The sequence below is a fragment of the Actinacidiphila sp. DG2A-62 genome, assembly GCF_035825295.1.
In the GTDB taxonomy this organism is placed as follows: Bacteria; Actinomycetota; Actinomycetes; order Streptomycetales; family Streptomycetaceae; genus Actinacidiphila.
Genome location: NZ_JAYMGI010000002.1, coordinates 1534422 through 1555476, shown reverse-complemented (window position 1 = coordinate 1555476; position 21055 = coordinate 1534422). Strand labels below are relative to the sequence as shown.

Annotated in this window: 19 protein-coding genes and 1 pseudogene; 15 read left to right on the top strand and 5 right to left on the bottom strand. The window is 74.0% G+C overall.

The genetic code is table 11. The features are described from left to right. Positions 1-206 precede the first annotated feature (206 nt). The 6 genes from ald to VSR01_RS06925 all read left to right on the top strand — a co-directional run bounded on the left by ald (position 207) and on the right by VSR01_RS06925 (position 6595). A complete protein-coding gene (gene ald, locus VSR01_RS06950) occupies positions 207-1322 on the top strand; it encodes an alanine dehydrogenase (protein ID WP_326453526.1) in 1116 nt (371 codons plus the stop codon). Between the two features lie 404 nt (positions 1323-1726). Next, positions 1727-2692 (top strand): ParA family protein, encoded by a 966-nt coding sequence (locus tag VSR01_RS06945; protein ID WP_442785408.1) that lies wholly within the window; start codon positions 1727-1729, stop codon positions 2690-2692. Further along, positions 2677-3429: a hypothetical protein gene (locus tag VSR01_RS06940; RefSeq protein WP_326448397.1), complete on the top strand. Its 753-nt coding sequence runs from the start codon at positions 2677-2679 to the stop codon at positions 3427-3429. Before VSR01_RS06945 ends, VSR01_RS06940 begins: the two co-directional genes overlap by 16 nt. 93 nt (positions 3430-3522) lie before the next feature. After that, a complete protein-coding gene (locus tag VSR01_RS06935; protein WP_326448396.1) occupies positions 3523-4617 on the top strand; it encodes a segregation/condensation protein A in 1095 nt (364 codons plus the stop codon). Further along, positions 4614-5297 carry an SMC-Scp complex subunit ScpB gene (gene scpB / locus VSR01_RS06930; protein ID WP_326448395.1) on the top strand — a complete coding sequence of 228 codons (684 nt, stop codon included), beginning with the start codon at positions 4614-4616 and terminating at the stop codon, positions 5295-5297. The genes VSR01_RS06935 and scpB overlap by 4 nt, the downstream gene beginning before the upstream one ends. A gap of 83 nt (positions 5298-5380) precedes the next feature. Next, on the top strand, positions 5381-6595 hold the full coding sequence (locus VSR01_RS06925; protein WP_326453525.1) for a pseudouridine synthase: 1215 nt from the start codon (positions 5381-5383) through the stop codon (positions 6593-6595). Between the two features lie 107 nt (positions 6596-6702). On the opposite strand, the gene VSR01_RS06920 is transcribed toward VSR01_RS06925, so the two are convergent. Then, the gene (locus VSR01_RS06920; RefSeq protein WP_326448394.1) at positions 6703-7422 is read right to left on the bottom strand and encodes a nucleotidyltransferase domain-containing protein; all 720 of its coding nucleotides are present in this window, start codon (positions 7420-7422) and stop codon (positions 6703-6705) included. Positions 7423-7715: 293 nt separating this feature from the next. Here VSR01_RS06920 and VSR01_RS06915 point away from each other — a divergent pair, with 293 nt between their 5' ends. From VSR01_RS06915 to der, 4 genes are all read left to right on the top strand, one after another. Beyond that, positions 7716-8801, top strand: a complete 1086-nt coding sequence (locus VSR01_RS06915; protein ID WP_326448393.1) for a prephenate dehydrogenase — start codon at positions 7716-7718, stop codon at positions 8799-8801. Between the two features lie 221 nt (positions 8802-9022). After that, complete coding sequence (cmk, locus tag VSR01_RS06910; RefSeq protein WP_326448392.1) at positions 9023-9754, top strand: (d)CMP kinase; 732 nt, start codon at positions 9023-9025, stop codon at positions 9752-9754. Positions 9755-9846: 92 nt separating this feature from the next. After that, on the top strand, positions 9847-10431 hold the full coding sequence (locus VSR01_RS06905; protein WP_326453524.1) for a lysophospholipid acyltransferase family protein: 585 nt from the start codon (positions 9847-9849) through the stop codon (positions 10429-10431). Positions 10432-10587: 156 nt separating this feature from the next. Continuing rightward, complete coding sequence (der, locus tag VSR01_RS06900; protein ID WP_326448391.1) at positions 10588-12045, top strand: ribosome biogenesis GTPase Der; 1458 nt, start codon at positions 10588-10590, stop codon at positions 12043-12045. A 9-nt stretch (positions 12046-12054) separates the two neighbouring features. On the opposite strand, the gene VSR01_RS06895 is transcribed toward der, so the two are convergent. Further along, entirely contained in the window at positions 12055-12294 is a 240-nt protein-coding gene (locus tag VSR01_RS06895; RefSeq protein WP_326448390.1) for a hypothetical protein, read from the bottom strand. 158 nt (positions 12295-12452) lie between these two features. Then, a complete protein-coding gene (locus VSR01_RS06890) occupies positions 12453-13292 on the bottom strand; it encodes a hypothetical protein (protein WP_326448389.1) in 840 nt (279 codons plus the stop codon). Between the two features lie 228 nt (positions 13293-13520). Between VSR01_RS06890 and VSR01_RS06885 the strand changes: the two genes are divergently transcribed. From VSR01_RS06885 to VSR01_RS06875, 3 genes and pseudogenes are all read left to right on the top strand, one after another. Then, entirely contained in the window at positions 13521-14405 is an 885-nt protein-coding gene (locus VSR01_RS06885; RefSeq protein ID WP_326448388.1) for a transglycosylase family protein, read from the top strand. Positions 14406-14507: 102 nt separating this feature from the next. Next, a pseudogene (locus VSR01_RS06880) lies at positions 14508-15793 on the top strand (glycosyltransferase). A 288-nt stretch (positions 15794-16081) separates the two neighbouring features. Continuing rightward, positions 16082-16300 (top strand): proteinase inhibitor I78, encoded by a 219-nt coding sequence (locus VSR01_RS06875; protein WP_326448387.1) that lies wholly within the window; start codon positions 16082-16084, stop codon positions 16298-16300. A 57-nt stretch (positions 16301-16357) separates the two neighbouring features. On the opposite strand, the gene VSR01_RS06870 is transcribed toward VSR01_RS06875, so the two are convergent. Further along, positions 16358-17383: a phosphatase PAP2 family protein gene (locus VSR01_RS06870; RefSeq protein ID WP_442785407.1), complete on the bottom strand. Its 1026-nt coding sequence runs from the start codon at positions 17381-17383 to the stop codon at positions 16358-16360. A gap of 336 nt (positions 17384-17719) precedes the next feature. Between VSR01_RS06870 and VSR01_RS06865 the strand changes: the two genes are divergently transcribed. Both VSR01_RS06865 and VSR01_RS06860 read left to right on the top strand, forming a co-directional pair. Next, positions 17720-19321 carry an MFS transporter gene (locus VSR01_RS06865; RefSeq protein WP_326448385.1) on the top strand — a complete coding sequence of 534 codons (1602 nt, stop codon included), beginning with the start codon at positions 17720-17722 and terminating at the stop codon, positions 19319-19321. Positions 19322-19386: 65 nt separating this feature from the next. Continuing rightward, positions 19387-20562, top strand: coding sequence for an acyl-CoA dehydrogenase family protein (locus VSR01_RS06860; protein WP_326448384.1), 1176 nt, complete (start codon positions 19387-19389; stop codon positions 20560-20562). A gap of 9 nt (positions 20563-20571) precedes the next feature. On the opposite strand, the gene VSR01_RS06855 is transcribed toward VSR01_RS06860, so the two are convergent. Beyond that, positions 20572-21018 (bottom strand): cell division protein SepF, encoded by a 447-nt coding sequence (locus tag VSR01_RS06855; RefSeq protein ID WP_326448383.1) that lies wholly within the window; start codon positions 21016-21018, stop codon positions 20572-20574. Between the last annotated feature and the right edge of the window lie 37 nt (positions 21019-21055).

The following is a 21055-nucleotide window of genomic DNA, read 5'->3' as shown; positions in this document are numbered from 1 at the left end:
CTACGAAAATGCCAATCCCCGCCGCCGAACTCACCAATTTGTAAGGCTGGACAGCGGCCTTCCCTTCACTAGACTGGCTTCGCCGCCCCAACGCGGTCACGTCCCGACGTGTCATGCCATCCCAGGCCATGTCCGGACGTTCTGCCGGCGTGTCCGCAGACCCCTCCGTATTCCCCGAACCCCTGAGCGCAAGGACCGTGATCGACGTGAAGGTGGGCATCCCCCGCGAGGTCAAGAACAACGAGTTCCGCGTGGCCATCACCCCGGCCGGCGTGCACGAGCTCGTCCGCAACGGACACCAGGTCGTCGTCGAGCAGGGCGCGGGCGCCGGCTCGTCGATCCCCGACGAGGAGTACGTCTCCGCGGGCGCCGCCGTCCTGGACACCGCGGACGAGGTCTGGGCCACCGCCGACCTGCTGCTCAAGGTCAAGGAGCCGATCGCCGAGGAGTACCACCGGCTGCGCAAGGACCAGACCCTCTTCACCTACCTGCACCTGGCCGCGTCCCGCGAGTGCACCGACGCGCTGCTGGAGTCCGGCACCACCGCCATCGCGTACGAGACGGTGGAGACCGCCCAGCGCCAACTGCCGCTGCTCGCACCGATGTCCGAGGTGGCGGGCCGGCTCGCCCCGCAGGTCGGCGCCTACCACCTGATGCGCTCGGCCGGCGGCCGCGGCGTGCTGCCCGGCGGGGTGCCCGGCGTGCTGGCCGGCACCGCGGTGGTCATCGGCGCCGGCGTCTCCGGCTGGCACGCCGCGACCATCGCGCTCGGACTCGGCTTCCACGTCACGCTGTTGGACAAGGACGTCAACAAACTCCGCGAGGCCGACAAGGTGTTCGGCAACCGCGTGCAGACCCTGGCGTCCAACGCCTACGCCCTGGAGCAGGCGGTGCTCGGCGCGGACCTGGTGATCGGCGCGGTGCTGATCCCCGGCGCGAAGGCCCCCAAGCTGGTCACCAACGAGATGGTGTCCCGGATGAAGCCCGGCTCGGTGCTCGTCGACATCGCCATCGACCAGGGCGGCTGCTTCGAGGACTCGCGCCCCACCACGCACGCCGAACCGACCTTCACCGTGCACGACTCGGTGTTCTACTGCGTGGCCAACATGCCCGGCGCGGTGCCCAACACCTCCACCTACGCGCTGACCAACGCCACGCTGCCGTACATCGTCGAACTCGCCGACCGCGGCTGGCGGGACGCGCTGCGCCGCGACGCCGCCCTCGCCCTCGGCCTCAACACCCATGAGGGCCAGGTCGTTTACGGTCCGGTGGCCGAGGCGCACGGGCTGCCCGCCGCCGACCTGCACACCTTGCTGGGCTGATCGCCCGGCCGGACCGGCGGCGCGTGCCGGGCCGGCCCCGCGTCCTCCCCAACTCGCCGGGCACGGCCGGGTCTTGGTGCATGCGAACATGCACACGACCCGGCCGTGCGCCTCGTTACGCCCTTGACAGAAGGGTGTTCGGTTGCCGACACATCGGGCCGTGTCACGCGGATTGTGTTGCTGTGAACCACCGACACGCCATAGAGTCACGAAACATCGACTGTAGTCACGCTGACCTGTCTAGAAGTTTCCTGGTCACCAAGGAGGTAAGACGACTTGTGAATGAGTCGACATTTGCTCCCGGGGGTGGTCAACCAGGAATGACCGTCGGTTCCGTCGCGGTCCGTACCTTCGAGTCCCGCCGAGCCGAGACGACGACCACAGAGACGCATACCGCTTACGCCATGGCGCCCTACAACGACGACAACGACCTGCAGGACGGCCAGTTCTACGACCCGGACGCGGAGTACGAGCCGGACCCCGAGTACGCGGCCACCCTGGCGCCCGACGCGGCCCGCCAGCGCCGCGAGCGCGTCGGCCCCACCGGCCGCCCGCTGCCGTACTTCCCGATCCCCAACCCGCTGACCGACCACGGCCCCGCGAAGATCATCGCGATGTGCAACCAGAAGGGCGGCGTCGGCAAGACCACCTCGACCATCAACCTGGGCGCCGCGCTCGCCGAGTACGGGCGCCGGGTGCTGCTGGTCGACTTCGACCCGCAGGGCGCGCTCTCGGTGGGCCTCGGGGTGAACCCGATGGAACTCGACATCACCGTCTACAACCTGCTGATGGAGCGCGGGCTGGCGGCGGACGAGGTGCTGCTGAAGACCGCCGTGCCCGGCATGGACCTGCTGCCCAGCAACATCGACCTGTCGGCCGCCGAGGTCCAGCTGGTCAGCGAGGTGGCCCGGGAGTCCGCGCTGCAGCGCGCCCTGAAGCCGCTGATGGCCGACTACGACTACATCGTGATCGACTGCCAGCCCTCGCTCGGCCTGCTCACGGTCAACGCCCTCACCGCCGCGCACTCGGTCATCGTCCCGCTGGAGTGCGAGTTCTTCGCGCTGCGCGGCGTCGCGCTGCTCACCGAGACCATCGAGAAGGTCCGCGAGCGGCTCAACCCCGAACTCGAACTCGACGGCATCCTCGCCACGATGTACGACTCGCGCACCGTGCACAGCCGCGAGGTGCTCGCCCGCGTGGTCGAGGCGTTCGACGACCACGTCTTCCACACCGTCATCGGGCGCACCGTGCGCTTCCCCGAGACCACCGTGGCCGGCGAGCCGATCACCACCTACGCGTCCAACTCCGTCGGCGCCGCCGCCTACCGCCAACTCGCCAGGGAGGTGCTCGCCCGGTGCCACGCCGAGTGAGTCTGCCGGGCGCCGACGAGCTGTTCCGGACCACCGGGGGCGCCGCGCTGCAGGCACCGCAGCCGCGGCAGCACACCGGTGGCGAGGCGCAGCCCGCGACGCCGGGCGACCCGCGGCTGCGGCCGGTCACCGACGAACCCGAGGACGACAGCCGGGAGCCGGGGTCGCGGAACCAGGCGCCGCCCCAGGGCGAGGACCCCTCCCAGGGGCGTCCGCAGGGGCCGTCCCAGGGACAGCACCAGGGCCCCGGCCGCCAGGACGGCGAAGGCGCGGAGCACACCGGCCGCGACGGCGGCGGCGCACCGCACGGCCGGGACGGCGTACGGGACGGCGGCGCCGTCTCCGGCGCGGCGGCCGGCCCGCCCACCCGTCGGCCGATCAGCGCGTCCGCCGCGCCGCCGACCATGACCGCCACCGTCACCCCCCAGGTCCCCGCGCAGCAGAACAACGTGCCGCCGGCCGGCGGCGCCGGCCAGCAGCCGCAGGCCGCCCGGCGCAAGGCGGCCCGCCAGAACCGCAGGCCCAGCGGACGCGAGCGCCACGACGAGAAGATCACCGTCTACGTCTCCGCCGAGGAGCTGATGGACCTGGAGCACGCCCGGCTGGTGCTGCGCGGCGAGCACGGACTGGCCATCGACCGCGGCCGGATCGTCCGCGAGGCGGTCGCCGTCGTGCTCGCCGACCTGGAGTCGCGCGGCGACGCCAGCATCCTCGTCCGCCGGCTGCGCGGACGCTGACCGCGGTCGTGCCCCCGCGCTCCCGGCCGTGTCCGGGGCGTGCCCGCCGGCGGGGAGGTAGCCTGCACCTTTGACCCCGCACCTTGGACCGCGATGCCTGCCACCCCCTCGGCCGACCCCTCCGACCCGGAGTCGGAACGCCCACGCCGCCGCCTCGGCGGCGGCCCCGGCGTGTCCTGGCCCGAGCCGGAGGCCGCGCCGCGCGAGCGCCCGGAGCCGGTGGCCGTGCTGCTGTCCGAGCCGGAGCCCGAGTCCGTACGTGAGCCGGAGTCCGTACGGGAGGGCGAGTCCGTACGTGAGCCGGAGCCCGCACGGGAGAGCGAGCCCGCGCCCGTGGCGGTGCCGGCGGTGGAGGGTGCGGACGGGGAGCCGGAGGCCGACAGCGGGAAGTTCACCGTGCGGCTGGCGAACTTCGAGGGGCCGTTCGACCTGCTGCTCCAGCTGATCTCCAAGCACAAACTGGACGTCACCGAGGTCGCGCTGTCCAAGGTCACCAACGAGTTCATGGCGTACATCCACGCCATGGGCCCGGACTGGGACCTGGACCAGACGACCGAGTTCCTGGTGGTCGCCGCCACCCTGCTGGACCTGAAGGCGGCCCGGCTGCTGCCCGCCGCGGAGGTCGAGGACGAGGCCGACCTCGCTTTGCTGGAAGCCCGCGACCTGCTCTTCGCCCGGCTGCTGCAGTACCGCGCGTACAAGCAGATCGCCGCGATCTTCGCCGAGCGGCTGGAGCACGAGGCGCTGCGCCACCCGCGGACCGTCGGCCTGGAGCCCCAGCACGCCGAACTGCTGCCCGAGGTCGTGCTGAGCGTCGGTCCGGAGCGCTTCGCCCAGCTCGCCGTCAAGGCCATGCAGCCCAAGCCCAAGCCGCAGGTCTACGTCGACCACATCCACGCCCCGCTGGTCAGCGTCCGGGAGCAGGCCGAGCGCGTGATCGCCATACTGCGCGCGGTGGGCGCGGCCAGCTTCCGCGACCTGACCGCGGACGCCTCGGACACCCTGACCGTCGTGGCCCGCTTCCTGGCGCTGCTGGAGCTCTACCGCGAACGCGCGGTCGCCCTGGAGCAGGAGGAGGCGCTGGGCGCGCTCCAGGTCCGCTGGACCGGCGACGAGCAGGACGCCGGCCTGCCGCTGGTGACCGACGAGTTCGACCAGGAGGCCGCGACGAAAGGAGAGCAGCCATGACGGACCGCGCCGAGGCGCCGGTGCTGCCGGACGGGGACTCCGTCGACGGCGCCGCCGCCGGCGCCGTCGCCGAACTCGACCTGAAGCCCGCCCTCGAAGCGGTGCTGATGGTCGTCGACGAGCCGGTCACCGAGGAGCAGTTGGCGAAGATGCTGGACCGGCCGCGCCGGGCGGTCGGCAAGGCGCTGCGCGAGCTGTCCGACGACTACACCCGCGAGGGCCGCGGCTTCGACCTGCGGCTGGTGGCCGGCGGCTGGCGGTTCTACACCCGGCCCGCCTACGCCCCCGCGGTCGAGCGGTTCGTGCTGGACGGGCAGCACGCCCGGCTCACCCAGGCCGCCCTGGAGACCCTCGCGGTGGTCGCCTACCGCCAGCCGGTCAGCCGCTCGCGGGTCTCCGCGGTGCGCGGCGTCAACTGCGACGGCGTGATGCGGACGCTGCTCCAGCGGGGACTGGTCGAGGAGGGTGGGACGGAACCCGAGACAGGTGCGATCCTGTACAGGACGACGAACTACTTCCTGGAACGCATGGGCCTGCGCAGCCTCGACGAGCTGCCGGAGCTCGCCCCGTTCCTGCCGGAGGCGGACGCGGTCGAGGCGGAGTCCCAGGAGGGCCTGCCGTCCTTCGACCCGGACGCCCCGGACGACGAACCGCCGACCGGTCCGGCGACCACGCCGTGACCGTGCCGACCGAATCACGCACCACGTACACCACGTACACCACGTACACCTCGTACTTTCGACCCCTCGATTACGGAACCTTGATGCGAAGCAGCGACAGGAACAGCGGCGGCGACCGGAACGCCCGGAGCGGCGGCGGCGGCGACCGCCGCGGCTCCGAGCGGCGGGGCGCGGGCCCCGCGCGGCCGGCCGGCGGCCCGGAGCGGCGCGGCGGCGGGGCGGGCGACCGCCGCGGCGGCGAGCGCCGCGGTGAGGCGGGCCGCGGCGACGCCGGCCGCGGGACCGAGCGCCGCGGCGACGCCGGACGCGCGGGCGAGGCCCCGAGGCGGCCCGCCAAGCCGCGCCCCGAGGAGCGCCGCTACGATGTCGGCGGCACCGGCCAGTCCGGCGCCAACAAGCCCGGCGGCATGCCTCGCACCAAGTCCGCCGGCGGCCCCAAGCCCGGCAGCCGGCCCACCGGCACCGGCAGGGGCGGCCGCGGTCGTCCCTCGACCCCGGCCAGGCCGCGCGAGCTGGACGCCAAGATCGAGGAGCGCAACCGCGAGCGGCACGCCCGCAAGGCCGGCGCCGGCGCCGACCAGGACGGCGAGCGGCTGCAGAAGGTGCTGGCCAGGGCCGGCATGGGCTCGCGCCGCGCCTGCGAGGAGCTGATCGAGCAGCGGCGCGTCGAGGTCAACGGCCGGATCGTCACCGAGCAGGGCCTGCGGGTCGACCCCGACCACGACGAGGTCAAGGTCGACGGGCTGACCGTGGCCACGCAGTCGTACCTGTTCTTCGCGCTCGACAAGGCCGGCGTGGTCTCCACGATGGAGGACCCGGACGGGCGGCAGTGCCTCGGCGACTACGTCACCAACCGCGAGACCCGGCTCTTCCACGTCGGGCGGCTGGACACCGAGACCGAGGGCCTGATCCTGCTCACCAACCACGGCGAGCTGGCCCACCGCCTCACCCACCCGCGCTACGGCGTGCAGAAGACCTACCTCGCCGCCATCCAGGGCCCGCTGCCGCGCGACCTCGGCAAGCAGCTGAAGAGCGGCATCGAGCTGGAGGACGGCTGGGCCCGCGCCGACCACTTCCGGATCGTGCAGAACACCGGCAAGAACTACCTGGTCGAGGTGACCCTGCACGAGGGGCGCAAGCACATCGTGCGGCGGATGCTCGCCGAGGCGGGCTTCCCGGTCGACCGGCTGGTCCGCACCAGCTTCGGCCCGATCCCGCTGGGCGACCAGAAGTCCGGCTGGCTGCGCCGGCTGACCAACACCGAGGTGGGCATGCTGATGCGCGAGGTCGAGCTGTAGCGGGTGCGGGCGTGGGCGCGGGCGGGGGCGCGGGCGGCGCGACCGGGCGGTCGGTGCTTTCGGCGCGTCCCGGTCGGCCCCACGCTGCTCGGGTCGGCCCGGCTTCGTCAGGCCGGGCGAGGGGCCGCCGCGGTCAGGCCGCGGACCCGGATCAGGAAGTCCTCGACCCGGGCCCGGTCCGGCTCCTCGGGCAGCGGGCTGCGGGGGAGGGCCGCGTCGATCTCCTCGTGCAGCGTCCGCATCCACGCGCGCACCGCGTCCCAGCCGCGCTCGCCGCGCCGGACCGCCAGCAGCGCCTCCCGGTGCTCGCCCACGCCGATCTCCAGCCGCCCGGTGCGCAGCAGGTCGCGGCAGCTGATCAGCAGCCGCACCAGGTGCATCGCGTGCTTCCAGCGCGGCTCGCCCTGCGCCCTGACGGTCGCCTCCAGCCGGCTGAGCTGCTGCGCCGCGTAGCCGCGGAAGCTCGCCTCGGCCCGGCGGGACAGGAACGCCCCGCGCAGCGCCAGCAGCTCGCGGCCGACCGCGTCGGCGTATTCCACCAGCGGCGAGTGCAGGCACTCCAGCACAGTGGGGTTGGCGCGCAGCGCCAGCGTGCAGAACCGCTCGACCTCCCAGGAGAACTGCTCGTCGAGCGGGCCGGTGACATGGGTGGGCGGCTTGTCGAACCGCCAGTACAGCGGGGTGGGCGCGACGAACACCCCGCGGCGGTCGGTGTCGCTGCCCTCCGTCGCCAGCCCGAAGGCGCGCGAGCCCGTCACGCAGGTGTACACGGTGTGGTCCCTGACCAGTGCGTGCCCGCGTTCCTCGGTCCCAGGAGATTCGCGCATGGGGGCGATTATCGCGAGCGCGTACGCCCCGCGCGGAACATTTCGCGCTTCGGACGGTGAGCGGGGGGTCTCCGCGCGTGACGAAGGTCACGTGCGGCGGACCGCACGTTCCCGCCGCCGGGGCCGCGCGCGTCCGGCCCGCGGCGTGTCCGTCCGGATTGCCACTGTGGACCACCGCTCCGGACCGCTGCTCCCGGCCCGCCGCTCCGGCCCGCTCCGGCCGCCGGGGCCGTCCGTCTCGCCCTGCGGGCGGCCCGCGCGCCGCCCGCGCCGCGCTGACTACGCTGGTCGCCATGAGGACCGCCCTCGTCATCGGAACCGGCCTGATGGGCACGTCCGCCGCGCTCGCGCTCACCGCCCGCGGCGTCGACGTCCGGCTCACCGACCACGACGCCACCGCCGCCCGTACCGCCGCGGCGCTCGGCGCGGGCATCGCGGGGGAGCCGGAGGAGCAGGTCGACCTGGTCATCGTGGCGGTGCCGCCCGCCCACGTCGCGGCCAGCCTCGCCGACGCCGTCTCCCGGGGCCTCGGCCGCGGCTACCTGGACGTCGCCAGCGTCAAGGGCGGACCGCGCCGCGAACTGGAGGCGCTCGGCTGCGACCTCAGCCGCTACATCGGCACCCACCCGATGGCCGGCCGGGAGCGCTCCGGGCCGCTGGCCGCCTCGGCCGAGCTGTTCGAGGGCCGACCCTGGGTGCTCACACCGACGCCCGCCACCGACACCGAGGTGCTCAACCTCGCGCTCGAACTGGTCGCGCTGTGCCACGCGGTGCCGGTGGTGATGGACGCCGACGCGCACGACCGCGCGGTCGCCCTGGTCTCGCACACCCCGCAACTGGTCTCCAGCATGGTGGCCGCGCGCCTGGAACACGCCGACGACAGCGCGGTCCGGCTGTGCGGGCAGGGCATCCTCGACGTCACCAGGATCGCCGGGTCCGAGCCGGGCATGTGGATGGACATCCTCGCCGCCAATCCCGGACCGGTCGCCGACGTGCTGGCCGACCTCGCCGCCGACCTGGCCGGGACCGTCGCCTCGCTGCGCGCCCTGCAGTCCGCCGACGACGCCAAGCGCCGCGACGGCGCCGCCGGCATCGAGGACATCCTGCGCCGCGGCAACGCCGGGCGCTCCAAGGTCCCCGGCAAGCACGGCACCGCCCCCAAGTCGTACGAGATCGTCGCCGTGCTGCTCGGCGACCAGCCGGGCGAGCTGGCCCGGCTCTTCGGCGACGCCGGCGCCGCGGGCGTCAACATCGAGGACGTGCGGATCGAGCACTCCACCGGGCAGCAGGCCGGCCGGGTCAACCTCTTCGTCGAGCCGGGCTCGGCCCCCACGCTCTCGGCGGCCCTGCGCGAGCGGGGCTGGGCGCTGCGGCAGTAGCGGGCCGGGGCCGGCGGCGCGCCCGCGTGCCGCGGCGCGGGGCCGTACCGCGGGGGGCGGGTCGGCACCGGGGCGCGGGGTTGTCCACAGGGCGGGCGTACGGGGTCCGGCGGGCCGGTAACCTTGTGGGTGGCGTCCGGGTGACCACGGGGGACGCCCACGCCCCCGCCGCTCGCCGGCGCATCGACAAACGCTCCCGTGCACGAGGAAGGCCTTCCGCTGTGGAAAATCCGGTCGAACCGGTGATCGTCGCGATCGACGGCCCCTCCGGCACGGGCAAGTCCAGCACCTCCCGGGCGGTCGCCGCCCGGCTGGGCCTGAGCTACCTCGACACGGGCGCGATGTACCGCGCGATCACCTGGTGGATGCTCGGCAACGGCGTGGCCGTCGACGACCCGGTGGCCGTCGCCGACCAGGCGGGCAAGCCGGTCATCGTCTCCGGCACCGACCCCGGCGCGCCCACCATCACGGTCGACGGCGTGGACGTCTCGGTGCCGATCCGCTCCCAGGAGGTCACCGCGGCGGTCAGCGCCGTCAGCGCGGTGCCCGAGGTGCGGGCCAGGCTGGTGGAGATGCAGCGCGCCGCCGCGGCGGCGCCGTCCGCCGCGGCCGGCATAGTGGTCGAGGGCCGCGACATCGGCACCACCGTGCTGCCCGACGCCACCGTCAAGGTCTTCCTCACCGCCTCCGCCGAGGCCCGCGCGGCCCGCCGCAGCGTCGAACTGAAGGGCGCGGTCACCGTCGCCGACACCCAGGCCGCGCTGATCCGGCGCGACGCCGCGGACTCCGGCCGCAAGACCTCCCCGCTGGCCAAGGCCGCCGACGCGATCGAGGTCGACACCACCGAGCTGAATCTGGAACAGGTCGTCGAGCACGTGGTGGCCCTGGTCCGCGAGAAGCAGCCCGCGGCCGCGCCGGCGGCCGCCGCGGTCGAGGAGACGACACCCCGGTGACCGCATCGACCCGGCCCGAGCCGCGGCCCGCGCCCCGGCCGGCGCCCGGCCCGCGCGGCGCCGCCGTGGCCCGTGGGATCGGCATCGGCCTGATGCACGGCATGTGGCGGCCCCGGGTGCTCGGCGCCTGGCGGTTCCCCTCCCGGGGCGCGGTCATTCTCGCCGGCAACCACAGCCACAACATCGACGGCCCGATGCTCATCGGCACCTCGCCGCGCCCGATCCACTTCCTGGTGAAGAAGCAGGCCTTCGTCGGCCCGCTCGACCCCTTCCTGCGCTCGATCGGCCAGATCGAGATCGACCGGGAGAGCGCCGACCGCACCGCGATAGGCGCGGCGCTGGGGGTGCTGGAGCGCGGCGGCGTCCTCGGCATCTTCCCCGAGGGCACCCGCGGCGCCGGCGACTTCGCCGAGCTGCGCGGCGGCCTGGCCTACTTCGCGCTGCGCTCGGGCGCCCCCGTGCTGCCGGTGGCCGTGCTGGGCAGCGCCCGGCCGGGCCGCGTGGTGCGCGACCTGCCGCCGCTGCGGGCCCGGATCGACGTCGTCTTCGGCGAGCCCTTCGACGCCGGCGACGGCAGCGGGCGGCGCACCCGCAGCGCCCTGGACGCCGCCACCTTGCGCATCCAGGAGCGGCTGACCGCGCACCTGGCCGAGGCCAGGCGGACCACCGGCCGATGACCACCGCCCGCTGACCGGCACCGCCCGCTGACCGGCACTGCCCGCTGACCCGCACCGCCCGGCGCCCGGTCCGCCGCGGCGCCCGTCCGCGGACACCGCGAAGGACCGCCCGACCGCGGGCGCCACGACAGATCGACAGATCGACGGAGAGACCTCATGGACCAGCAATTCGACCACGGCGACACCGGCGCGCTCGGCGACGCCGAGTACGCCGAGTTCATGGAGCTCGCCGCCGAGGAGGGCTTCGACCCGGAGGAGGTGGCCGGCGACCTCGCACAGGCCGGCCACGGCCCGCTGCCGGTGCTCGCCGTCGTCGGTCGGCCCAATGTCGGCAAGTCGACCCTGGTGAACCGCATCATCGGCCGCCGCGAGGCCGTCGTGGAGGACCGGCCGGGCGTCACCCGCGACCGGGTCACGTACGAAGCCGACTGGAACGGCCGCCGCTTCAAGATCGTCGACACCGGCGGCTGGGAGCAGGACGTGCTCGGGATCGACGCGTCGGTCGCCGCGCAGGCCGAGTTCGCGATCGAGGCCGCCGACGCGGTGGTCTTCGTGGTGGACTCCACGGTCGGCGCCACGGACACCGACGAGGCGGTGGTGAAGCTGCTGCGCCGGGCCGGCAAGCCGGTGGTGCTGGCGGCGAACAAGGTGGACGGGCCGTCCGGCGAGGCGGACGCCGCCGCGCTGTGGAACCTCGGCCTGGGCGAGCCCCACCCGGTCTCCTCGCTGCACGGCCGCGGCACCGGCGACCTGCTGGACGCCATCATGGAGGCGCTGCCCGAGGCGCCCGCGCTGACCTTCGGCGAGACCGTCGGCGGCCCCCGCCGCATCGCACTGATCGGCCGGCCCAATGTCGGCAAGTCGTCCCTGCTGAACAAGGTGGCGGGCAGCGACCGCGTGGTGGTCAACGAGATGGCCGGCACCACCCGCGACCCCGTCGACGAGCTGATCGAACTCGGCGGCGTGACCTGGAAGTTCATCGACACCGCGGGCATCCGCCGGCGCGTCCACCTCACCGAGGGCGCCGACTACTACGCCTCGCTGCGCACCGCCGCCGCCCTGGAGAAGGCCGAGGTCGCGGTCATCCTCATCGACGCCAGCGAGATGCTCGCCGAGCAGGACACCCGGATCATCTCGATGGCCGTCGAGGCGGGCCGCGCGGTGGTCATCGCCTACAACAAGTGGGACCTGCTGGACGAGGAGCGCCGCTACTACCTGGAGCGCGAGATCGAGCGCGACCTGGTCCAGGTGCAGTGGGCGCCGCGGGTCAACGTCTCGGCGCGCACCGGCCGGCACATGGAGAAGCTCGTCCCGGCGATCGAGACCGCGCTGGCCGGCTGGGAGACCCGAGTCCCCACCGGCCGGCTCAACGCCTTCCTCGGCGAGCTGGTCGCCGCCCACCCGCACCCCATCCGGGGCGGCAAGCAGCCGCGCATCCTCTTCGGCACCCAGGCCGGCAGCAAGCCGCCGCGCTTCGTGCTCTTCGCCTCGGGCTTCCTGGAGGCCGGCTACCGCCGCTTCATCGAGCGGCGGCTGCGCGAGGAGTTCGGCTTCGAGGGCACGCCGATCCAGGTGTCCGTGCGGGTCAGGGAGAAGCGGGGCCGCAAGAAGTAGCCCCCGCGCTCAGCCCGGCCGGTTGTCGGAGCGGCCCGGCGGCAGCGCCGCCGGACCGCCGCCGCGGTGCCTGCCGCCCGGCGTGAACGGCGGGTACTGCGCGTGCCACGCGGCGAAGCCCTTGAACTCCAGCTGTTCCTCGCCGCTGCGGTCCCCCGGCAGCGTCCTGAAGAGCCTGCGGTACTCCGAGTACAGCGCGTCGTAGATCGGCGTGCCGCTGCCTGACGCGTGCTCCTGCGCGCTGCGCATCCCGGGAATGGCGCGCTGATACGGGGACCTGGGGGTGGAGGCGTCAAAGGTGTGCACGTAAGTGCCAACGACCCGGAATGCCCCTGGATGCGGGCCACTCGGTTGAATTGCAGATCTTTGACGTGCTTCCGGTCCCATGGCGCGCCCGCCCGACCTGCTCAGGTCCCCGCGAGCGGCATCGTCGCCGCGACCAGCTGCCCGCGCGCGCACGCCTTCGCCAGCGCGTCCCGCATCAGGTCCTCGCGCGGCTGCCGGCCGATCGAGCCGTGCGGACCGGCGTACACGTACACCTCGTTGCTCCGGCCGACCGCGGCCCGCCACCCGTCGCTGACCTGGAGCGGCTGGTGCGCCTGCCACCAGGCGGTCGCGGGGGCGCCGGCGGTGCCCGGCTGCAGCACCGCGTGCAGCTGTCCCATCGCCAGCAGCACCGACCAGCCGGCCAGCGGCGACGGCCGCGCCTCCAGGTCCAGTTGCGGCACGAAGCCCTGCTCGATCAGCAGCGGCAGGAAGTCGTCGCCGCCGCCGGTCGCGCCGACCCGGGCGACCGGCCCGGTCGGCTCCACGACGAGCGCCGGGCACAGCTGCTCCTCGACGACGATCAGACCGCAGGTGATGCCCAGCACCGCCTGCCGGGGCGCGAGGTCCGGCGACTCCTGCCCGCCGGCGTCCTGCGCGCCCCCGCCCCCGCCCCCGCCCGGTCCGTCCGGCCCCGCCCCGGCGGTCTGCGGCGAGATGCTGCGGACCGCGCCCTGCAACTGCGCCTCGGGCACCGGCACCACCTGGGACGGGATGCACGCGGCGTGCGCGAACGCCAGCACCGCGGTCTCCTCGCCGACGAACAGCACGGTGCTGGTCCGTTCCTGCGCGGTGTCGCCGGGCGTACGGCAGGACGTGCAGTCGTACGTGCCCGGCGCGTTGTCGCCGGCCAGGAGCCGTTCGGCCTCCTCGTCTCCGATCTCGGCTCGTACTTCGTCGCTCACGTCGAGCAGGGGCGCCACGGGAGTCTCCTTGGAGTGCCGCGCCGTGCTGTGCGGCGCTGCGGGTCTTGGGCGGGCCGGGTGTGCTCCGGCGCACTGTGACAACGGACGGCCCGGCGTGCGGGTCACGGTTTGCGACCGTTCCGCTGCGCGGCGGACACGGCCGCCATGGGCCAGTCGGGTGGGATGCGCGCCGCGTGGGGACGTGGTGCCCCGGGAACGCGAGCACCCTGTGCTTAGCGTGGCCCGATGATCGAACTGTCGAATTGTCGTCAAATCACTTCGGCGCGTCGCTCGTCGCGCGCCGGGTCCACCGCCGGCCTGCGCGCCGCCACCGCCGCTGCCGTCCTCGGCGCGGCGTCCCTGCTCCCGCTCATGGCGCAGCCGGCCACCGCCGCGGCCTCTGTGCGCCAAACCGCCGCCCCTCCCGCACGAGCCGGACAGGCCGCGCCCGGGGGAACCGCGTTCGCCGGAACCCCGCAGGACGCGGCCGCCTCCGCCCCCTCAGCGGCAGCGTCGGCTCCCTCCGCCGCCCACACCGCCCACACCGCCCACCGGCCGGCCTCCGCGGCGGCGCCCGCCTCCGCCGACACCCCGCCCGCCACCGCGCCGGCCGTCAGTTCGCCGGTCTGGAGCGACCTGGCGATGTGCGAGAGCAGCGGCGACTGGCACATCAACTCGGGCAACGGCTTCTACGGCGGACTGCAGTTCTGGCAGCCCACCTGGGAGCGGTTCGGCGGACGGGCGTACGCCCGGCGCGCCGACCTCGCCAGCCGCGACCACCAGATCAGCATCGCCCGCAAGGTGCTGCGCGCCCAGGGCTGGCAGGCGTGGCCGGTGTGCTCCCGCAAGCTCGACCTGCCGGCCCGCACCGCCTCGTCCGGCTCGTCCGGCTCGTCCGCCGCCGGGCCCGGGGGCTCCGCCGCCTCGTCCGCCGGGAAGGGTCAGGCGGCCAACGGCTCCGGCGGGGGCGCCCACCACACCGTGGCCCGCGGCGAGACGCTGTCCGGCATCGCCGTGGCCTACCACGTGCCCGGCGGCTGGAAGCGGCTGTACGAGATGAACAAGTCGGTGATCGGCCCGGACCCGAACCGGGTGGCGGCCGGGACCGTGCTCACGCTTCCCCGGGGGTGAACTCCAGGTTACCGAGCGGTTGTTGCTAGGGTCGGCGGCAAGCCCGCCGGCCCGTGGCGACCAACGGCCGGGCGGGGACGCGGCGGGGGGACCGGGACACGCATGCGCATCGCCTTTCTCATCAACAACGCCTACGGTCTCGGCGGCACCATCCGCACCACCTGCACCCTGGCCGGGCAGCTCGCGGCCGAGCACGACGTCCAGGTCGTCTCGGTCTTCCGCGACCGCGACGAGCCTTACTTCGCGTACGATCCGCGGGTCCGCCTGCACCATCTGGCGGACCTGCGGGCGGACAGCCCCGACAACGTCAGGGACGACCCGCGGCGGCGCACGCCCTCGCGGGTCTTCCCGTCCTCCGACCGCCGGCACGCCGAGTACAGCGCGCTCACCGACGAGCTGATCGGCCGCTGGCTCGCCGACCCCGGCGCCGACGTGCTGGTCGGCACCCGCCCCGGCCTCAATGTGCACCTGGCCCGGCAGGCGCCGCAGCGTCTGGTCAGGGTCGCCCAGGAGCACCTGACGCTCGACACCCACTCCACCCGACTGGTGCTGGCGCTGCGCCGCGCCTATCCCGGACTCGACGCGGTGACCACGACCACCGAGGCGGACGCGGCGTCCTACCGCCGCAGGCTCCCCGGCGTGCGCGTCACCGCGGTCCCCAACGGCGTGCCGGCCGCCGAGGTCCCGCCGTCGGACTGCACCGCGCCGGTCGTCGTCGCCGCCGCAGGCTCACCGAGGCCAAGCGGTACGACGATCTGATCCGCGCGTTCCGCACCGTCGCCGCGGCCCGCCCCGACTGGACGCTGCGGCTGTACGGCAGCGGCCCGAAGAAGGCCGAGCTGGCGTCGCTGGTGACCGAACTCGGCCTGGACAAGCAGGTGCGGTTGATGGGCGCGGTCACGCCGCTGGAGCCGGAGTTCGCCAAGGCGTCGGTGCTCGCGGTCACCTCCACCCTGGAGTCCTTCGGGATGACGCTGGCCGAGGCGATGCGCGTCGGGCTCCCCGTGGTCTCCACCGACTGCCCGCACGGGCCCGGCGAGATCGTCGAGCACGGGGTGAACGGCCTGCTGGTGCCGCCGCGCGACACCGCGGCCATCGCCGCCGCGCTGCTGGAGCTGATCGAGGATGACGAGCGCCGCACGGCCATGGGCCGCGCCGCCCTGCGCTCCTCGGCCGCCTACGACCCGCGGCGGATCGCCGAGCGGCACGTCCGGCTCTTCCAGTCCCTGCTGGACGACCGCGCACGGCCCGGCCACCGCGTCCGCGCGGCGCTGCGGGCCGGCCGGGGCCGGGCGCTCGGCGCATTCCTGTCGGCCGCGGACACCGCGGGCGCGGCGCTGCGAAAGGCCGCGCGGATGCGGAGCGCGACCCGGGGCTCCCGCGGGTAAGCCGAGCGATTCCGTACGGAGACTGTGCGGAAGTTGTGAAGAGGACGTCCCGGAAGTGGATGCAGGACGAATTCGCATGTGCGCAGAGTGACCACGGCGGGCGGCGCGGGGGAGGAGCGGGCCCTCGGCGGTTCCCTGGCGGTCCCTGGCGGTCCCCGGCCCTGGCGGTTTCCGGCGGCCCCCGGCCCTGGCGGTCCCCGGTGGTCCGTGACGGTCCCTCGCGGTCGGGCCGCGGTCCCGTGGCCGCCGGCGGCGGTCCCCCGGCGCGATGTCGCCTACCGTGGCCGTATGGCTGCGCGAGCGAACTTCCCCGGCGACAACCCCCGTGACGACCTGGACGCGTATCTCGGCCTCACCCAGGAGGAGGCGGAGCGGCGCGCCCGCGAGCACGGCTGGACGACGGTCCGCAGCCTCCCGCAGGACGCGGTGGTGACACTGGAGTACGTCGTCGGACGGCTCAACCTGGGCGTGGACGGCGGAAAGGTGCGCCGCTGCTGGCTGGGCTAGGAGCCCTTGGGCAGCGGCGCACCCCGCGCATGAGGCCCGGGCCCCGCCCGGGCGGGATCAGCCGGTCAGGCCCCGGCCGCGGACCTGCTGGTGCATCAGCGGTGGCGCGGACCGCGCCGAGCGCTCCGCGGGCGGCCTGCGGCTGCCGGCGGGCGCGAACGGGGCGGTGCGTTCGCCGCGCACGGCGCCGGCGACCGGGCGGCCGGCCACGTGCGGGGAGGGGTGCGGGGGAGCGGGGCTCGCGCCGGCCTGGGCGGCTCCCACCGTCTCGCGGCCCTGGTCGCCCTCCTCGACGACCCTCGGGGTGACCAGCGCGGGCGCCGGAACCGGCGCCACGGCCGCGGCCCGGCGCGACGAGCGCGCCCGCACCCTCGCCCAGGCGGAGACGATCCATGTCTCCGCGCGGGCCATCCACGGCTCGAACCAGGGCAGCGCGAGCAGGATCAGCAGCCCCGCGGCCCAGCCGAGCAGGACGTCGCTCACCCAGTGCGTACCCAGGTAGACGGTGGTCGCGCCGACGCCCAGCGCCAGCAGCGCGCTGATCACCGAGCCCAGCCTGCGGGCCCGCTGCGTGGTGGCCAGATACGCGAGCACACCCCAGGTGACCACGGCGTTCGCGGTGTGCCCGGACGGAAATATATCGCCGCCGGCGAACATCTCCGCCGATCCGACGGTCGTCGCGTAATGCGGTCCGAGCCGTCCCAGGCCGTACTTCACGGCCCCCACGGTGATGTTCAGCAGGAGGAGGGAGGTGCCGAGCACCAGCAGAGGGTGCAGCGTCCGGTGCCGCCAGGAACGCCAGCCGAGCCAGGCGAGGACCATCACGGCGGTGGGCCCGCGCTGACCGAGAACCACGAAATAATCCAGAAATGCGTGGATCTGCGGCCATTGCTTGTACGGACGCCAGAGCATGACCTGCCAGTCAAGCGTCACCAGTTTGGAGGTGGTCAGAACGCCCACGACGATGGCCACGTAGACCGCGAGGGTCAGCACGAACAGCCATACGCGTGTTCGACTCATGCGCGGCAGGGCGCGCGTGGTCGGGCGCTCCGCCGTGCGGTGGAGCCTCTCATCGGTACGCACTCAGTCGACGTTACAGCGTGTGACGGCGCAGATCGCCTGAACGGGCCGCTTTGTAATGACGATGTGATGTGGAGTGCGTCTCACCAACCCATTGGCACCTGCGGTTTGGCGTGAATACGAAGGCTCCATGGAGTTTATGTTCGGGTGTTGATACTCACATCGTCGTCTTCTTATTTATCGCTTATTTCCCTCGACTTTCTTCGCGGTTTCCCTGGCCCGCGGGGAGCCGGCCGCGACGGGACGGCGCGCCCGGCCGCAGTGAGAGGGGCCACGATCCGGCGGTCGCGCCGCCGTACTGCCGTACGCTGTCGCGCAGTCGTTCGTGGAGGTATGCCTATGAGGCGGCCGGTCAGCCGATGGACCGTGCTCACGGTGCTCTGCCTGAGCTTGCTGATCGTCGCGCTGGACGCGACGGTGCTGCACGTGGCGGTCCCCGCGCTCACCGAGGACCTCCGCCCCGGGGACCAGCAACTGCTGTGGATCGTCGACGCGTATCCGCTGGTCGCCGCCTCGCTGCTGATCCTGTTCGGCACCCTCGGCGACCGGATCGGCCGCCGCCGCGTCCTGCTGACGGGCTACGCGCTGTTCGGCGCGGCCTCCGCGCTCGCCGCCTTCGCGCCCGACGCGCACGTGCTGATCGGCGCCCGCGCGCTGCTCGGCGCCGGCGGTGCGATGATCATGCCGGCCACGCTCTCCATCCTGCGCCAGGACTTCCCCGACCGGCGGGAGCGGGCGATGGCGATCGGCCTGTGGAGCGCGGTGGCCGCGGTCGGCGCCGCGGTCGGCCCGGTGCTCGGCGGCTTCCTCGTCGAACACTTCTGGTGGGGCTCGGTCTTCCTGGTCAACCTGCCGCTGATGGCCGTGCTGCTGCCGGCCTGGCCGCTGCTGCCGGAATCCCGCAGCGACGCCGAAGGCCCCTGGGACCTGCCGGGCGCCGCCGCCGCGGCCCTCGGCGTGCTCGGCTGCGTCTTCGGGATCAAGCGGCTGGGCGGCGGCACACCGCCCGCGGCCGGCTCGGTCTGGCTGCCGCTGCTGGCCGGCGCGGCCCTGCTGGTGTTCTTCGTGCGCCGCCAGCGCCGCCGCGCGCACCCGCTGATCGATGTGCGGATGTTCGGCAACGCGGCCTTCTCCGCCGCCGTCGGGTGCATCGTGCTGGCCATGCTGGCGCTGGTCGGCCTGGAGCTGATCGCCGTGCAGTACCTGCAACTGGTGCTCGGCCTGAGCCCCTTGCGGACCGGGCTGCGGCTGCTGCCGCTGACCTTCGCGGCGATGGCGGCGGGCCTGGCCGGCTCCCGGATGCTGCTGCGGCTGGGCCCGCGCCGGATGGTCGCGGCCGGCTTCACGCTCACCGCGCTCGCCGTGCTCGGCCTGACCGCGATGGGCCAGCACGACCGGCCCTGGCTGCTCACCACCGCCTTCGTGCTGCTCGGCTTCGGCCTGGAGACCACGCTGTTCGGCGCGTACGAGACGATGCTCAACGAGACGCCCGCGCACCGGGCGGGCGGCGCGGCGGCGATCGGCGAGACCTCGTACCAACTCGGCGCGGGGATGGGCATAGCGCTGCTCGGCAGTGTGATGAACGCCGCCTATGCGCCGCACGCCACCGGGATCAGCCCCCGCGACTCCGCCGCGGCCGGGCGCTCGCTCGGCGAGGCGTACGACATCGCCGAGCGGCTCGGCGGCGCCCCCGGCAGCGCGCTGCGGCACGCCGCACGTCACTCGTTCGTGCAAGGCATGCATGTGACGCTGCTGGTCAGCGCGGCCCTACTGGTCGGCGGCGCGTGCGCGGCGCTGCGGCTGCCGCGGGTGATGGAGTGCGAGGCGGCCGGCGCGGGAGCCGTGGCCAAGGCCGCGGCGCAGACCGTCCGCCCCGCCTCGGACCCGGCGCGCCACCGGACGGCCACGGTCGCCGTACGCTCTGGACGCGCGGGAGACTGAGCCGTAACGTCGGCGCGAACCGCCGATTATCACCGCTAGTTTTCGGGCCGGAGGTCCGCCCTGCCATGACTGCTGTCTTCGACCCGTACGACCCGCTGGGCCTGGACGACCTGCTCGGCCCCGAGGACCTCGCGATCCGCGACACCGTGCGGCGCTGGGCCCGCGACCGGGTGCTGCCGGAGGTCGCCGGATGGTACGAGTCCGGGCGGCTGCCGGTGATCCGCGAACTCGCCCGCGAGCTGGGCGCGATCGGCGCCCTCGGCATGCCGCTGACCGGCTACGGCTGCGCGGGCGCGAGCGCGGTGCAGTACGGGCTGGCCTGTCTGGAGCTGGAGGCCGCGGACTCCGGCATCCGCTCCCTGGTCTCGGTGCAGGGCTCGCTGGCGATGTACGCCATCCACCGCTACGGCTCCCCGGAGCAGCGCGAGCGGTGGCTGCCGGAGATGGCCAAGGGCGAGGTGATCGGCTGCTTCGGCCTCACCGAGCCCGACCACGGCTCCGACCCGGCCGGCATGCGCACCCGGGCCCGGCGCGACGGTTCCGACTGGGTGCTCGACGGCCGCAAGATGTGGATCACCAACGGGTCGGTCGCGGGCGTGGCGGTGGTCTGGGCGCGGACCGACGACGGTGTGCGCGGCTTCGTCGTGCCGACCGACACCCCCGGTTTCTCCGCGCCGGAGATCCACCACAAGTGGAGCCTGCGCGCCTCGGTCACCAGCGAGCTGGTGCTGGACGGGGTACGGCTGCCCGCCGACGCGGTGCTGCCCGGGGTCAGCGGCCTGCGCGGCCCGCTGAGCTGCCTCAACCACGCCCGCTACGGCATCGTGTGGGGCGCGATGGGTGCCGCGCGCGCCTGCTTCGAGGCGGCGCTGGAGTACGCGAAGGGGCGCGAGCAGTTCGGCCGGCCCATCGGCGGCTTCCAGCTCACCCAGGCCAAACTCGCCGACATGGCGCTCGAACTGCACAAGGGGATCCTGCTCGCCCACCATCTGGGGCGGCGGATGGACGCCGGGAGCCTGCGGCCGGAGCAGGTCAGCTTCGGCAAGCTCAACAATGTGCGCGAGGCGATCGAGATCTGCCGCACGGCCCGCACGATCCTGGGCGCCAACGGGATCTCGCTGGAATACCCCGTGATGCGGCACGCGACCAACCTGGAGTCCGTGCTCACCTACGAGGGCACGGTGGAGATGCACCAACTGGTACTGGGCAAGGCACTCACCGGAATCGACGCGTTCCGGTGAGCGCCTCGGTCAGCTCTGGTTGAAGAAGCGGTCGCCGCCGCGGCGGGCCTCGCCGCTCATCACCGAGTAGTCCGCCGGCGTGAGCAGGAACACCCGGTTGGCCACGCGCTCGATCGAGCCGCGTAGGCCGAAGGTGAGACCGGCCGCGAAGTCGACCACGCGCTTGGCGTCGGCCGGCTCCATGGCGGTGAGGTTGACGATCACCGGCACACCGTCGCGGAACAGCTCACCGATGCCGCGTGCGTCCCGGAAGCCGTCGGGCGTCACCGTGGCGATCCGGCGCCCCTGCTCGTGCGCCGACTCCGTGGCGATCCGGACCCGAGGGTCGGTCACCCACGTGTCGGCACGCTCCGGGCCACCCTCGCCGTAGTCGGCGTACTCCTCGTCGTAGTAACCCTCGCCGCCGTTGTCGTCGACGAGGCCCAGCCAGGCACTCGCCCGTCGAACCGAACCCATGGACGCCTCCTCTCTCACACGCGGTCGTACCGTCCGC